This is a genomic window from Sphingomonas vulcanisoli, from assembly GCF_011761305.1.
Taxonomy (GTDB): Bacteria; Pseudomonadota; Alphaproteobacteria; order Sphingomonadales; family Sphingomonadaceae; genus Sphingomonas_I; species Sphingomonas_I vulcanisoli.
The window spans coordinates 16,759-31,090 of the sequence record NZ_JAAOZC010000003.1 but is presented as its reverse complement, the minus strand read 5'-3'; the positions used below and the strand labels follow the sequence as shown (position 1 = coordinate 31,090).

General features: G+C 68.3%; 12 protein-coding genes. 4 read left to right on the top strand and 8 right to left on the bottom strand.

Annotated features, from left to right (window positions below; genetic code table 11):
• Positions 1-123 precede the first annotated feature (123 nt).
• From FHS31_RS06745 to FHS31_RS06730, 4 genes are all read right to left on the bottom strand, one after another.
• Entirely contained in the window at positions 124-684 is a 561-nt protein-coding gene (locus tag FHS31_RS06745; RefSeq protein WP_167072624.1) for a CvpA family protein, read from the bottom strand.
• Positions 685-859: 175 nt separating this feature from the next.
• Complete coding sequence (locus tag FHS31_RS06740) at positions 860-2,221, bottom strand: DUF1501 domain-containing protein (RefSeq protein ID WP_167072623.1); 1,362 nt, start codon at positions 2,219-2,221, stop codon at positions 860-862.
• Positions 2,221-3,921 carry a DUF1800 domain-containing protein gene (locus FHS31_RS06735; RefSeq protein WP_167072622.1) on the bottom strand — a complete coding sequence of 567 codons (1,701 nt, stop codon included), beginning with the start codon at positions 3,919-3,921 and terminating at the stop codon, positions 2,221-2,223. Before FHS31_RS06735 ends, FHS31_RS06740 begins: the two co-directional genes overlap by 1 nt.
• Before the next feature lie 465 nt (positions 3,922-4,386).
• Positions 4,387-5,319, bottom strand: a complete 933-nt coding sequence (locus tag FHS31_RS06730; protein ID WP_243843325.1) for an ABC transporter substrate-binding protein — start codon at positions 5,317-5,319, stop codon at positions 4,387-4,389.
• A gap of 17 nt (positions 5,320-5,336) precedes the next feature.
• On the opposite strand from FHS31_RS06730, the gene FHS31_RS06725 reads away from it, so the two are divergent.
• The gene (locus FHS31_RS06725) at positions 5,337-6,083 is read left to right on the top strand and encodes a hypothetical protein (RefSeq protein ID WP_167072599.1); all 747 of its coding nucleotides are present in this window, start codon (positions 5,337-5,339) and stop codon (positions 6,081-6,083) included.
• A 4-nt stretch (positions 6,084-6,087) separates the two neighbouring features.
• Here the strand turns inward: FHS31_RS06725 and FHS31_RS06720 are convergent, their stop codons facing one another.
• The 4 genes from FHS31_RS06720 to gspL form a co-directional block, all read right to left on the bottom strand.
• On the bottom strand, positions 6,088-7,308 hold the full coding sequence (locus tag FHS31_RS06720) for a type II secretion system F family protein (protein ID WP_167072620.1): 1,221 nt from the start codon (positions 7,306-7,308) through the stop codon (positions 6,088-6,090).
• 124 nt (positions 7,309-7,432) lie between these two features.
• A complete protein-coding gene (gspE, locus tag FHS31_RS06715; protein ID WP_167072619.1) occupies positions 7,433-8,902 on the bottom strand; it encodes a type II secretion system ATPase GspE in 1,470 nt (489 codons plus the stop codon).
• Complete coding sequence (gene gspM / locus FHS31_RS06710; RefSeq protein WP_167072618.1) at positions 8,902-9,387, bottom strand: type II secretion system protein GspM; 486 nt, start codon at positions 9,385-9,387, stop codon at positions 8,902-8,904. Before gspM ends, gspE begins: the two co-directional genes overlap by 1 nt.
• On the bottom strand, positions 9,387-10,508 hold the full coding sequence (gene gspL, locus FHS31_RS06705; RefSeq protein ID WP_167072617.1) for a type II secretion system protein GspL: 1,122 nt from the start codon (positions 10,506-10,508) through the stop codon (positions 9,387-9,389). Before gspL ends, gspM begins: the two co-directional genes overlap by 1 nt.
• Before the next feature lie 113 nt (positions 10,509-10,621).
• On the opposite strand from gspL, the gene gspG reads away from it, so the two are divergent.
• From gspG to gspD, 3 genes are all read left to right on the top strand, one after another.
• Positions 10,622-11,122, top strand: coding sequence for a type II secretion system major pseudopilin GspG (gspG, locus tag FHS31_RS06700; RefSeq protein ID WP_167072616.1), 501 nt, complete (start codon positions 10,622-10,624; stop codon positions 11,120-11,122).
• A 320-nt stretch (positions 11,123-11,442) separates the two neighbouring features.
• Entirely contained in the window at positions 11,443-12,198 is a 756-nt protein-coding gene (locus tag FHS31_RS06695) for a type II secretion system protein N (protein WP_167072615.1), read from the top strand.
• Positions 12,195-14,285, top strand: a complete 2,091-nt coding sequence (gene gspD / locus FHS31_RS06690; protein ID WP_167072614.1) for a type II secretion system secretin GspD — start codon at positions 12,195-12,197, stop codon at positions 14,283-14,285. The genes FHS31_RS06695 and gspD overlap by 4 nt, the downstream gene beginning before the upstream one ends.
• Positions 14,286-14,332 lie beyond the last annotated feature (47 nt).

The window sequence follows — 14,332 nt, the reverse complement described above, 5'->3', positions numbered from 1 at the left end:
GTCGATCCTCCCCTGCAAGGGGAGGTGGCATCGCGTCAGCGATGACGGAGGGGTGTCACCCTCACGATAGCAGGATACCCCTCCGACGCGCTTCGCGCGCCACCTCCCCTTTCAGGGGAGGACTTAGACCGCGCCGTTGCCCTGGGCGTTATCGAGGCGGGTACGATCGAGCAATTGGTGGCCGGGCATGTCGCCGCGGCGATAGTGGACGAACTGGACGACCGCGCGGCTGCTGGCGTCCAGCAGAGGATAGGTCCTGGCCTTGCGCATCCATTCGGGCCGCACCGCATCCCGGCCCGACCAGACATCGAGCAGCAGGTTGGTCGCCATGAAGGCGACGGTGGCGACCAGCAGCCCCTTGAGCACGCCGAAGCCCGCACCGAGCAGGCGATCGAGCGAGCCCAGCACCGATTGCCGCGTCCGCCGCCCGATCGAGGCCGCGACCCATTTGCCGAGCAGATAGGTGATCCCGAATACCAGCACGAAGGCGAGGACCGCGCCGCCACCGGACGAATTGACGATCTCGGCCAGGAAGCGGCTGGCCGGCGCATGCAGCATTTTGAGCGCGAAGATCGCCAGCACCCAAGCGAGGATCGACAGCACTTCCTTGACGAAGCCGCTCAGCGAACCGAGCACGCCGCCGCCGATCAGCACCAGCCCCACCACAATATCGAACGTCGTCATTTCCGCCCCAAGCTGCACGCAATGCGGGGTTCTAGGCAAAGCGGTTGCCGGAGGGAAGCATGTCTAAAGCCCCTCCCCCTCAGGGGAGGGGTTGGGGGTGGGGTCTCCCAACACCCCCGTCCTTCGTAATCTTGCCGGAGTCCCCCACCCCAACCCCTCCCCTAAAGGGGAGGGGCTAGCCCTGGAACAAACCCAGCGTATTGCCGCTGAACGTCGCCCAATTGGGGAAGACATAGGGCATGTCCGCGCTCGCCACTCCCTGCCAGGCCGCAATCGGGCCGAGATATTGCTCCTGGCTGATCGTCGGCAGGAAGCGGCCGTCGCCGGTGATATCGTCGCTGCTGCCGAGCGTGGTCGAGGGATAGGTGCCGTAGACCATCTTCGATTTGAGCGCGCCGCCCATGACGAGATGGTTGTTGCCCCAGGCGTGATCGGTGCCGTTCTGGGCATTGCCCTTATAGACGCGGCCGAAATCACTCATCGTGAAGGCCGTGACATTCTCGTTGAGGCCGAGCGCCTTCATCGCATTGTAGAAGGCGAGCATCGCCTGGGCGAGATCGGTGTAGAGCGCGGTCTGCGTCGGCGCCTCATTGGCGTGCGTGTCATAGCCGCCCTGGGCGGTGAAGAAGGTCTGCCGCGCCTGGCCGAGCGTCGAGCGCGCCTCGATCATCCGCGCGACGCGGAGCAACTGACGGGAGATATCGCTGGTCAGCGCCGTCGTGGTGCCGGGCCGGACGAAATATTGATCGACCGTGCTGGAGGTGGAGGCGAGGATCGTGTTGGCGGTGCTCGCCTGCGCATAGGCCGAGCTGATGCCGGCGCCGGTCGTCTTGGTGACGGTGCCGTAGCTCGATCCGTCGGCAAAGGCGCTGATCGCGCTGTTGCGCGCGAACACCGCCGGATCGGCCGAATTGCCCGTCGCCGCATTCTGCACGACCGTGCCCGTCGAGGGCAGCACCAGCGGCGAACTCGTCTTGCCGAGCACCGCGAGCTGCGTCCCGTTGAACGAGATCAGCCCCGGCAGCGTGGTCGCCGCGGCGCGATCGTTGAGCCGGCCGAGGAAACCATCGACGTTGATGTCGCGCGCGCGCAGACCCTGCCAGTGCGCCTGCTCATCGGCATGGCTCATCAGATTGACCGGGCGAAGCAGGGGGCTCGATTGATACTGCGCCTTGGTCAGCGGCTGATAGAGCGTGCCCGCGTTGAGCACGAGATTGAGCGAGCCCTCGTTCCAGATCTGCTGCAGCGGCTGCAGTGCGGCGTTGAGGCCATAGGCCGATCCCGCCAGCGGCACGAGACTGCTCTGCGTCAGCGCCACCGTGCCCCGCGAGGCGGCATAGCCCGCGAAGCGCGCGTCGTTGGGCACGACCATGTTCCAGCCGTCATTGCCGCCGAACAGGAAGATGCCGACCATCGCCTTATAGCCCGCGACCGGAGCGGCGATCGCCGCGGTGCGGCCGAGCTGGAGGAAGGCGGCGCTTGCGCCCGTGCCCGCCATCAGCTTGCCGAACTGGCGGCGCGAAAGATCGAGAGCCATTAGCGGTCCACCTGATAGAGCGGGCTGGAGAACATCACGTAAAGCATCGATTGCGCGCGCATCCGCGCCTGCGTCGTGGCGTTGGTGTTGGTCACCGCAGTGGCGGCACTCTTGAGCGCGGCCTTTTGCGCATCGGTCAGCGTGCGGTTGGCGAACAGCAGATCGATGCGATCGATCATGCTGTCGATATCGGTGCCGAACGCCTCCCAGCTCGTCATGTCGATCGATGTGCCGGTCGCCCCGGTGACGGCGGTGTTGACGTTGAATTCGCTGCGCGTGAGCGCGGGCGTACTCACCGTCCAATCATAGGCCAGGTTGCTGCGGAGCACGTAGGTGCCCGTGGACAGCAGCTTCGATGACGGGCTGACCAATGTGGTGCTTTCGGGCAGCGGGAAATCGGGCGGATAGAAATTGAACACGGACGGCGCCTGGAACACCGGCTGGCCGAGCGCGGCATCGCGCTGGGTGAGGACGAAACCGTCGCTGGTCATGCCGATCGCGCGGGCGACGCCGGTCAGCAGCAGGATCGGCTCCTTGACCTTGCCGTAAGTGTCGCCGCTGCCCGCGGCGCCGCGCGCTTCGGTATCGGTGAGGATCGCCTTGATCACCGCCTTCATATCGCCGCGCACGTTCGATCCGTTGTTGACGAACACCGCCGCGACGCGGCCGACATAACCGGCGGACGGGTTGGAGGTGACGAGCTGCTGGATCAGATATTTGGCGATGTAAGGCGGGGTGGAGGCGTTGTTGAAGGCGGCGTCCAGCGTTTGGTTGAGGCTGTCGGTCTGGCTCGCACCGGCTGCGATGGTGATGCCGAGGAAGGTCTTCGCCGTCGTCGCATAAGCGGCGGCATTGGGAACCATCGCCGCGGCATAATCGGTGAAAGAGGCGTCGGTTGCCGCTCCGAAGCGGGCATAGGTCCAGCCCGTAAGCGCGAGCGCGACATTGTGGACGTCATCTGCGGTATAATTGGCGACCGCGGCGCCGGTCGAATCGGTGACGAGGGTGCCATCCATGTTAAGCTTGTTCGGGCCCATCGTGAACAGCTGCAGCATCTCGCGCGCATAATTCTCGTTGGGGGCATTCTTGTTGCTGCCCGCCATATCGAGATAATCGCCCATGTAGCCGGAGAGCGTGACCTTGCCGAGGATATCGCGGAAATTGCCGAAGGCGTTATCCAGGAAGATCTGGTTGTAACCGGCCAGCCCCTCGGCGTTGGGCACTTCCAGCGCGGAGGTGACCATCAGCTGCGACAGGGCGAGGGCGACGCGCTGGCGGAGTTGATCGGGCTTACCGAGCGCATCCGCATAGAAGCGCATCGCCACCGGCTCCCGCGAGAAATAGTGGCGGTTGCACTGATTGTCCGTCGTCGCGCAGAAACCGGCGCTGCCCGACTGCTTCTTGTCGGCGGCGATATCGGCATAGGTGCTGCCGGTCGCGCTGAACTGCTCATCGAGCCAGGCGCTGACGCCGACCGATTTGATGTGATCGATCAAAGTCTGCGTCGCGCCGAAGGTGGCTTGCTTGGCGAGGCGCGAGACATCGGTTTCCTGCGCCTTCAGTGTCGCGGCGGCCTGCGCGGCGGCGGCGCCGTTGTCGGGCGTGGTCGGGGTCGCGCCGCCGCCACCACCGCCGCAAGCCGCAAGCGCGAGACAGGCCAGACCGCCGGCCAGCGGGCCGCGCATACGCTTAAAAAACATCGAGACTGACACCCCGTCAGAGCGCCCCCGCAGCGCTCGAACGCTTTTGCGCTTACCAAAGTTAACAAAGCTTTTCAATTCGTTGCACCAATTACGAAAAAGTTCCCAGGCGCAAGGATCGCTCATGCAAGGTGCCCCACCCGTTGATTCCGCACACTTTTCCGGCGCCGGAATGGCGTATCGGCAGCGACTGTCGCGGCAAAATGCCCCTCTGCTGCGGCGAGCCGTTAACCATGTCAGCTAAGCATGGTCGTTAATGCGCGTATCGTCCGGGCTTGTACCTAGCCCCCTCTTCTGTAGGTTTTGTGACTGCGTGACAGCTAGCAAGCAAAACCAAGAGGGGAATCGACCATGCCGCCCAAAACCCGCCGCATCGCTATTATCGTCGCTGTTGCGGCCCTGGCTTTGGGCACGGCGGTTGCGCTGGGTGTGTTTCGCTAAGCGCAAGTCGGCGCTGTAGCCACCCTAAGCCGAAGCGCCACCCACAATGACGCGGAAACGGCCCTGCTCCACCGCCAGGATAGCCATAGCGCGATCGGCGCTGCCGTTTTCGCGGAAGCGCACCGCGCCGCAGACGCCGGGAAAGCCCGTGGGACTGAGCAAGGCGGATCGATCCTCGCCGCCGCTCTTGCGCAACGCCACCGCTATTCCCGCCGCATCGTACGCAAGGCCCGCGATCACGCCCGGCGGCGCGCCGACCTGCGCTTCGAAGCGCGCGGCGAAATCGGCGAAGCGGGTGGGATCGGGCGCGGACAGCCACGCGCCCTCGATCGCCGCCAGTGGCTCCTGCGATCCGTTGATGCCGGAGAAGGCGCCGAGCAACTGCACACCGGCCGCCCGCGCCGCCGGCCCCTGCTGCGCGCCCTCGGCGATCGTGCCGACCAGCAGGGCATCGGGCTGGCTGCCCGGCCCGCGCTGCAGCTCCAGCCCCTCCGCCGCCGCCACCCGCGTCGCCGCCGCCGCGATCTGCGCGCTCCAGGAATCGCTGCCCACCGCCAGCGCCACGCGCCGGACGCCGCGTCCGCGCGCATAGCGGAGCAAGGGCGCCACCGCCTGATCGGCGGTGATGCCGAGCAAGAACAGGCCGCTGTCGAGCAGCGCCGGATCGTTGCTGAAGCTCACCACCGGCACGCGGGTGCCCACCGCCGCCAGCACCGCGCCCGCCTCCGCCGAAAGCAAGGGACCGAAGACGATCCCCGCGCCCTGCTTCAGCGCCTGCCGCGCCGCAGCGCCCGCGCCTTCGGGCGTGCCGCCGGTATCGAGGATGATCAGCGCTTTCTTCTCAAGCCCTTGCGCCAGCCCCGCCGCGCGCGCCATGCTGCGCCCGAGCGCGGCGTGGACGCCGCTCAACGGCAGGAGCAGGGCGACGGGCGGCAGGCTCTTCGCCGCTTTGGCCAAGGACGAAGGGGCGAGCGATGCCGCGAGGGCTGAGCGCAGAGCTAACAGCAGCTGCCGCCGATCCGGCCGCATCTCAGCGCGCGCCCATCGTCACGCGCCGCAGCGCTGTGTTCATCGCCATCGGCGTCCTCGCATATCTGGTGGCGCTGATCGCCAGCTGGCCCGCGCGCTTCGCGCTCACCCCCTCGCCCCGCTTTGCCGTGGCGGGAACGGTGTGGAGCGGGGAGGCGGTGATCGACGGGGCGTATCGCATCCAATGGCGCTGGGCGCCGTGGCGCAGTCTGGCAAGCTTCGCATATGCCGCCGACGTGCGGCTGACCGGCACGGGCACCGATATCGCGGGCAGCGCCACACGGATCAGCGGCGGATATGCGTTCGAAGGGCTTGCGGGGCGCGGCGACGGCGCCTTGCTCGCCGCGCTCGCCCCATCGCTGCCCTTTGCCTGCGATACGACTTTGCAGATCGATCTGCCGAAGCTGCGGATTGCGGGCGCGGCATCGGCGGCGGTGGGGTCGATCCGCGCCGACGGCGGCAGTTGCGCGGCCAAGGGGAGCGCCGAGACCAGCCCCCTGCCGCCGCTGAGGATCAGCGCACTCGCCGAGCCGGGCAACGCCACGCGAATCACCGCCGCACCGCTCGGCCAGGCACGCCGCCAGATGATTGAGGGCGGCATCGCCAGTGGACGGCTGACGCTTACCCCGACGCACGTTGGGATAGCGCTGCTGCCGCTGCTCGCCACGGTACGGATCGATAGCGCGCTATAGGGCGTCACTGCGCGACCAGATTGTTGAGGTTGATGATCGGCAGAAGGATCGCAAGCACCAGCAGCAGCACGATCCCGCCCATGAACAACAGCACCGCGGGCTCGACCAGCGCGACGATCGTCGAGGTCAAAGCCTCCATCTCACGATCGAGTTCGGTCCCTGCGCGGCTCACTGCCGGCCCGAGCCGCCCGCTCGCCTCGCCGCTCGCGACGATCGCCACCAGCATCGCCGGGAAAGCGCCGGTCTCCTGCATCGCGCCCGCCACGCTGCCGCCCTCGCGCACCCGGGCCGCCACCGCCATCGCACGTTCGCGGACATACAGGTTGGAGGTGGTCGCCGCCGCCGCCTGCAGCGCATCGACCAAGGGCACCGAGCTTTCGACGAGCTGGCCGAGCGTCCCCGCAAAGCGCGCCGCCGCGAACTGGCGTACAACCTTGGCGAAGGGCCGCCGGGTGGCGAGCGTGCGATCGAGCGTCAGGCGGTTGGCGGGGCTCTTGAGCCAGCGGCCCGCGCCGATCCCACCGAGGACGATCAGCGCGAGCAGCACCCAGCCGAAATGGCGGACGAAATTGCTGGCGAAGATCAGCAGGCGAGTAAGAAAGGGCAGGTCCGCGCCATGCGTTTCGAACACGCGGACGATATCGGGGACGACGAAGATCATCATCAGCACGATGATCGAAAGCGATACCACCGCCAGCAGCGCCGGATAGAGCAGGGCAAGCTGCACCTTCTGCTGCGCCCGCTGCCTGTTCTCCACGAAATCGGCGAGATGGGTCATCACCTCACCCAAACGCCCGCTCTGCTCGCCCGCCGCGATCGAGGCGCGATAATAATCGGGGAAGGCCTGGGGGTGGAGCGCCAGCGCGGCGGCGAGGCTGCGGCCATCAAGGATGCTGCCGCGCAGTTCGAGGAGCAGCGAGCGCATCCGGGTGGTTTCGGCCTGATCGCCGGCGAGGCGCAGCGCCTCCTCAACCGCGATCTCGCTGCCGATCAGGGTGGCGAGCTGGCGGGTGGCGGTGGCCAGCGCGCGGGCGGAGATGCGGCGGCGGGGCCAGGGAAGCGGGATGGCGGTGGCCGAGGGCTTGGCGGTGCTGGCTTCGACCGAGACCGGGAGGAGCGCGCGTTCGCGCAGCAGGCGGCGCGCACCCGCCGCGCTGGTGGCCTCGACGACGCCCTTTTGCGGGCGCCCGGCGGTATCGACGGCTTTGTAGACGAACGCGGCCATCAGCCTCCCCCCTTACCGTCACCCCGGACTTGTTCCGGGGTCCACCCATCCTGAAGCTCCGGAGCCCGTGGTGGAGTGGACCCCGGAACAAGTCCGGGGTGACGAAAAGAAGTGAAGAGGCGCACTAGACCCCCTCATCCCGCGTCACCCGCGCGACTTCCTCGACCGTGGTCTCCCCGGCGCGCACTTTGGCGATGCCGTCGTCGAGCAAGCTCGGCCCCGCCGCGCGTGCCGCTGCGACCAGCGCCGCCTCCGGCGCGCCATCGTGGATCAGCGCCTCGAAGGCGCCATCGACCGCGACGATCTCGTAGATCCCCATCCGACCCCGGAAGCCTTCGCCCCGGCAGGCCGGACAGCCTACCGCGCGCCACACCGTCTCACCCTCGGCGATCGCGCCATCCAGCAGTGCGGCATCCCGCGCGCCCGCGACATCCTCGCGCCGACACGCCGAACACAGCCGCCGCACCAGCCGCTGCGCGACCAACCCGACCAGCATCGGCGCCAACAAATACCGCTCCACCCCCATGTCGACCAATCGCGTAACCGATCCCACCGCCGAATTGGTGTGCAGGGTCGAGAGCATGAAATGGCCCGTCATCGCGGAGCGCACCGCGACCTCGGCAGTCTCCTGATCGCGGATCTCGCCGACCATGATCACGTCCGGATCCTGGCGCAGGATGGCGCGCAGCCCGCGCGCGAAGCTCATATCGGTGCGCGGGTTGACCTGGGTCTGGGCGATGCCCGCCAGCTCATATTCGATCGGATCCTCGACCGTCATGATGTTGCGCTTGCGATCGTTGAGCCGGGTCAGCGCGGCATAGAGCGAGGTCGTCTTGCCTGAACCCGTCGGCCCTGTGACGAGCAGCATCCCGTGCGGGCGATCAAGCAGTTTCTCGAACAGGGTGAGGTCGCGCGGGCTCATGCCGAGCGTCGCCATGTCGAGCTCCACCGACCCGCGATCGAGCAGGCGCATTACCACGCGCTCGCCATGCTGCGTCGGGATGGTGGAGACGCGGATGTCGATCTCGTGCCCGCCGACGCGGATCGTGACGCGGCCATCCTGCGGCACGCGCTTCTCGGCGATATCGAGCCGCGCCATCACCTTGATCCGGCTGGTCAGCAGCGGCGCCAGCGCGCGATTGGGCTCGACCACATCGCGCAATACGCCATCGACGCGGAAGCGGACGATCAGCCGGCGCTCCTGCGTTTCTACGTGGATGTCGGAGGCATGCTCCTTCACCGCCTCCAGCAGCAGCGCGTTGATCAGGCGGATGACGGGCGAATCGTCGGAGGTATCGAGCAGATCTTCGGTGGCGGCGACGCTGTCGGCGAGCGCGTGAAGATCGGTCGCCTCGGCGGCGATATCGGCGCTGTCCCCTGCCTGATCGCGGTAGAGCGCTTGGAGGGCCTTCTCGAACTCCGCATCGGGCAGCTTGCGCCAGGCGAGCGCGGCGCCGGCGAGGCGTTGGGCTTCGAGCAATGCGGTCAGTGGCGTGGCGGCGCGGTGGAGGCATTCGCCATCGGCGACGATCACGCCCTGTACGCGGGCGAAGCCGTAGGGGAGCAGGGCGCGGGCGGGGGCTGCGGTCGCCATCAGCCCGCTGCGCCCCCGGCGACCAGGAATTGCGCGGTGACCATGCCCGCGGCGATCTGGCTGCGTTCGATACGAGCTTCGCTGACCCGGAGCGCGCTGTTCTTTTCGAGATCGGCGACGAAGCGCAGCACGGCATCAAACGGCGCATCGGCCAGCACCACGTTGGTGCGCGCGCCCTGCGGCTCGATCCGCTGGACCTGCAGCCCCGCCGCCGCCGCGCTCTGCGAGATCTGCTGCGCGGGCGGGCCGGAGCGCTGGCCGCTGCTGACCCCGCCCTGCCGCAGCCGCAGATCGATCATCTGATAGGTGCGGATGTCCGCCGCCGCCCGGGCGCGCGCGCTTTCCAGCGGGCGGATCACTGCGCCGAGCAGCAGCGCGACGAGCGCGATGGCGAACAGGCTACCGAGCATCAGCTGCTCGCGCGCCGAACGCTCATCCCACCACAGCGCGCCTTTCTCCCATTGGGGGCGGAGTTGCTCCAGCATCAGGCCGCGCCCTTGATGAGGAAGGCGCCCACCGCCTTGCCCTGATCCTGGCTCGCCGCGCCGGCCATCGCGTTGAGCCCACTCGAGGTGAGCAGGCCGCCCGCCTTCTGGAGGCCGGCGATGTCCGCCGCCTCGATCTCGACCGAGAGCGTGCCCTGCGCGGCATCGAAATTGACGCTGCGCATCACGATCTGCGCGCCGAGCGGCTTGAGCGCGGTGGCGACGCGGGAGAGCAAGGGCAGGAATTGCGAGGGGCCGGCGCCACTGGTGGGGAGCAGTTCCTCGGCGCTGGCGGCGACATCCTCGCCGACCACGGCGGTGGGCGCGACCTGCGCGATCAGCGCGCGCGTCTCGGCGGCGCGCTGGGAGGCGATATGATCCAGCGCCAACGTATCGGCGGTGGCGATCGCGCCATGCGCGACGACCCCGATCGCGGCGACGATAGCGATGCGCTTGAGCAAGGGTGAGGCGCTGCGGCGGGGTGGGGCATAGCGGCCCTGACGCAGGTCCAGCGCGGGAGCGAGCAGGCGTTCGGCGAGGGGGGTGGCGGCGAGTTCGAGGGGATCGCCGGCGACGGCAAAGGGCAGAAGCTCGCCATAGGCCACTATGCGGGGGCGCCCTGCCGTCTCCCACGCCGATTCGAGATGCGCGGCGGGGAGCGCGAAGCCGGTGCCATCGGGCAGGCGCACCAGCGCGCGGCCCGCAGCGAGATCGACGCTCCACGCGCCCTCCGGAGGCACGGGCAAGGCCAGAGCATCGGGCACGAGCGCGGCGCGATCGAGACCGGCCTCGGCGAGCATCGCGCTCCACGCGGCCATCACGGCATGATCGACGACGCCCGCAAGGTGGCGTTGCGGCGCAAGCTCCTCGCCCAGTGCGCAATGGACGCTGCCGATCGGCACCGCGACCCGATCCTCGATCGCGAAGGGCAAGGCCTCGAAGCGGCGGCGGGGCGTGGGCAAGGGCAGATCAGCGGTGAGCAGCAACACCGCCTCGCTCGGCACCAACACGATCGCCGGGCCGACATCGAAGCGCTCGATCGGCCTCAGGCCATCGCCATCGATCGACCAGATGCCGGCGGTGGCCGGGCCTCGGTCGGTCGCGAAGTCGTTGAGGGGCAATGGCCTTCGCATGGGAGACGGCTATACTAGGCCGCATGACCGCTATGCCAAGCGAAGATCGTCGCAGTTCCCCGCCATCCTCCCCTGCAAGGGGAGGTGGCATCGCGTCAGCGATGACGGAGGGGTGTCACCCTATCGATAGCGGGATACCCCTCCACCATGCTGCGCATGGTCCCCCTCCCCTTGCAGGGGAGGATGAAGCAGGTCTCACCCTGATCGAGATGATCGTGGTGCTGGCGATCATCGCTCTGATCGCGGCGCTGATCGTGCCGAACATCATCGGCCGGCCCGATCAGGCGCGGGTGACGGTGGCGGAGAGCGACCTGCGATCGATCTCTGCGGCGCTCAAGATGTATCGGCTCGACAATGGCGATTATCCCACCACTCAGCAGGGCTTGCAGGCGCTCGTCACCAAGCCGAGCGGCGATCCCGCGCCTGCGAACTATGCCTCGGGCGGCTATCTCGACAAATTGCCGAGCGATCCGTGGGGCCATCCCTACACCTACAAGAGCCCCGGCGAGGACGGCTTGGGGTTCGAACTGACGACGCTGGGCAAGGACGGCAAGGTCGGCGGCGAGGGCGTGGATGCCGACATCAAGCTGAGTGGCCACTGATCATCCTCCCCCGCCAGGGGGAGGTGTCAGCGCAGCTGACGGAGGGGGCGGACGTGATTGCCTCAAATGAATGTGCCGCCGTCCTCCCCCTCCGACGCCTTCGGCGCCACCTCCCCCTAGCGGGGGAGGATAACCTGGATAGCTTTCTCCTATTGACTTTTATTAACCATTATGGTAAAGAGGCCGAGCTGAACGAGAATCGGCTTGCCCTCGTTCGGTGGGCCAGCGACAAAGCGGGGGAGCGAGGGGCGCCGGATGGACGGGGTGGAGCGTTACAAGGCCGCGCAGGGGCAGCTTTGCTGCCGCGAGGGCGCGCGCGCATGACGCCGCGCCAGGCGCGGATCGGCGTCGATATCTTCACCGCGCTCGTGGCGATCTCGATCGGCATCGCGCTGGCGGGGCTGACGTGGCGGCTGGCGGGCGATCCCGGCCAGCGGTTCGGCGCGGCGCCCGTGGCGGCACGACCGGCCAAACCTGTCGACATCGCGCCTTTGATCGCGCTCACGCCGTTCGGCGGCAGCGTCGCCGCGCCCGCTGCCAGCGCATCGGCCGATCAGAGCATCGTGCTGCGCGGTATCCTGCTCGCCGTGCCGCAATCGGCCTCTTCCGCGTTGATCTCCGTCGGCGGAGCGGCGCCTCAAGCCTTTTACATCGGACAGCAGATCGGCCCGGGCACGATCGAATCGATCGCGGTCGATCATGTCATCCTCTCGGGGAGTGGCGGGCGGCAGAGCCTGGGCTTTCCCGATCGCAACGGCGGCCTCCACGCCGCGGCCCCCGCCCCGGTGTCGAACCCGACCGCCGCGCAGCCACCCTCGCTGGCCGGCACCGCCGCCTTCCTCTCGTCGCTGGGAGCGACCGTGGGCGGTGACGGCCTCCACATCGGCCAGACGACCGAGCGCACCCGCGCCGCCGGTCTCCAGCCCGGCGATGTCATCCAGAAGATCGCCGACAAGCCCGTCGCCGATCTGATCGCCAATCCCGCCGCGCTGCAGGCGGTGCAGAGCAACGGCAGCGCGCAGATGGTAGTGATGCGCAACGGCCAGCCGGTGACGCTGACGGTGCCGACGCGATGATCCGCCTGCTATTGATCGCGCTGCTGATCGCCACGCCCGCGCTGGCGCAAGGCGCGCCCGCGCCGACGGCACCGTCCGCCGCGGTGAGCCCTGCAGCACCAGGCAATGCCGGCGACATCGTCGTCAACATGCATGATGTCGAGATTTCGGCGGTGGCCGAGCAGATCTCGCGGCTGACCGGGCGCACCCTGATCCTCGATCCGCAGGTGCGCGGCACGGTCAACGTCACCAGTGCGACGCCGCTCAGCGCCAATGGCGTGTGGGAGCTGTTCCAGTCGGTGCTGCGCGTCCACGGCTTCACCGCGGTCAGGGCCGGGCGCGCGTGGCGGATCGTGCCGCAGGCCGATGCGGTGCGCGAGACGAGCAGCGTCGCGGCCGGGCCGGTCACCACCCGCCTCATCCGCCTGCGCAATGTGTCGCCCGAGACGGCGGCGCGGATCTTTCGCCCACTGGTCGCGCAGTTCGGCAGCGTCGAGCCGCTGACCAGCCCGCCGGCGATCGTCGTCACCGATTATGCCGACAATATCGCGCGGATCGAGCGGCTGGCGGCGAGCCTCGATTCGGGCGGCGGCGCGGGCTTTGCGACGATCCAGCTGCGCATCGCCAACGCCAAGGACGTCGGCGCGGCGATCCGCAGCCTCTATGGCGAGGGCGAGAACGGCCCGCGCGTGGCGATCGACGAGCGCAGCAACAGCCTGATCGTGCGCGGATCGCCGGTGGCGGTGGCGGACGCGCGGCGCATGGTTTCCCAGCTCGATCGGCCGGGCGGCGGCACGCCGACGCTGCGCGTCTTCCGGCTGCGCCAGGCCGATGCCGAAGCGGTGACGCAGGTGCTGTCCGGGCTGATGGGCGGCCAGACGCAATCGGCCAATCCGGTGGCGCGGACGCTCTCCGACACCGCCTTCGGCGCGGGCGCGACAGGCACGCAGGGCACCGGATCACCGGGCGCATCGGCGCTCGCGGCGGGCGGCATTTCGGGGATCGGCTCCAGCGGCAGCGGCACGATGGGATCGACCAGCGGCAGCGGCGGCGCCTCCGCCACGCTGCCGCTCAACAATTCCGGCAGCTCGGGGCCGTCGGTGGGTTTCTCCACCCCCGATCTCGCGGTACAGGCCTCGACCGAGCTCAACGCGATCGTCGTGCGCGGATCGCCCGCCGCGATCGCGCAGATCCAGCCGCTGATCGAACAGCTCGACGTGCGCCGCCCGCAGGTGCTGATCGAAGCGGCGATCGTCGAGGTCAACAGCGACGTCGCCGAGTCGCTGGGCGTGCAATTCGGGGTCGGCGGCGATCTGCCGCATGCCAGCGGCGCGATCAGCTCGTTCGGCACCAACGGCACCTCGCTCTCCGGCGTGCTGTCGGCACTGGGCGCCAAGGTCGCCTCCTTCGCCACCGACGGCGGCATCACCGGCGCGATCGGCGGCCATGATTTCCAGATCCTGATCCAGGCGCTGGCGAGCTCGACCAAGGCGAATTTGCTCTCGACGCCGAGCATCACCACGCTCGACAACCAGCCCGCGCAGATCATCGTCGGCCAGAACGTACCATTCAAGACGGGCAGCTACACCACCGTCGCGGGCAGCACGACAACGCCGTTCACGACGATCGAACGGCAGGACGTCGGCCTGACGCTCAAGATCATCCCGCGCGTGCATGAGGGCGATACGATCCGGCTGGATGTGTCGCAGGAAGTGTCCTCGATCGCGGGCGCGGTGACGGGCGCGGCCGATCTCGTCACCAACCGCCGCGCGATCCAGACCACGGTGCTGGCCGATGATGGCCAGACGATCGTGCTCGGCGGGCTGATCTCGGACGACCGTATGGACACCAAGAGCCAGGTGCCCGTGCTGGGCGATCTGCCTCTGGTCGGCAATCTGTTCAAGGATCGCAAGCTGGAGCAGACCAAGCGGACCCTGTTCGTGTTCCTGCGCCCGACGATCCTGCGCACCGCTGCGGAGGTTTCGACCGCGGCGGATGGCAAATATCTGCGGCTGCGCGGCGCGGAATATGGGCTGAGCGATCACAGCAGCCTGTTGCTCGAGCCGCCGAGGGCGCGGCTGCCGGTGGAGCTTGAGGGGATCTACTAATCCTCCCCGGCACGGGGAGGGGGACCATCCGCAGGATGGTGGAGGGG

Excerpts from the sequence above, each read along its gene's own strand:
- FHS31_RS06745 (WP_167072624.1), bottom strand. The coding sequence starts at position 684 with ATGACGACGTTCGATATTGTGGTGGGGCTGGTGCTGATCGGCGGCGGC.
- FHS31_RS06740 (WP_167072623.1), bottom strand. The coding sequence starts at position 2,221 with ATGGCTCTCGATCTTTCGCGCCGCCAGTTCGGCAAGCTGATGGCGGGC.
- FHS31_RS06735 (WP_167072622.1), bottom strand. The coding sequence starts at position 3,921 with ATGTTTTTTAAGCGTATGCGCGGCCCGCTGGCCGGCGGTCTGGCCTGT.
- FHS31_RS06725 (WP_167072599.1), top strand. The coding sequence starts at position 5,337 with ATGCCGCGAGGGCTGAGCGCAGAGCTAACAGCAGCTGCCGCCGATCCG.
- FHS31_RS06720 (WP_167072620.1), bottom strand. The coding sequence starts at position 7,308 with ATGGCCGCGTTCGTCTACAAAGCCGTCGATACCGCCGGGCGCCCGCAA.
- gspE (WP_167072619.1), bottom strand. The coding sequence starts at position 8,902 with ATGGCGACCGCAGCCCCCGCCCGCGCCCTGCTCCCCTACGGCTTCGCC.
- gspM (WP_167072618.1), bottom strand. The coding sequence starts at position 9,387 with ATGCTGGAGCAACTCCGCCCCCAATGGGAGAAAGGCGCGCTGTGGTGG.
- gspG (WP_167072616.1), top strand. The coding sequence starts at position 10,622 with ATGACGGAGGGGTGTCACCCTATCGATAGCGGGATACCCCTCCACCAT.
- FHS31_RS06695 (WP_167072615.1), top strand. The coding sequence starts at position 11,443 with ATGACGCCGCGCCAGGCGCGGATCGGCGTCGATATCTTCACCGCGCTC.
- gspD (WP_167072614.1), top strand. The coding sequence starts at position 12,195 with ATGATCCGCCTGCTATTGATCGCGCTGCTGATCGCCACGCCCGCGCTG.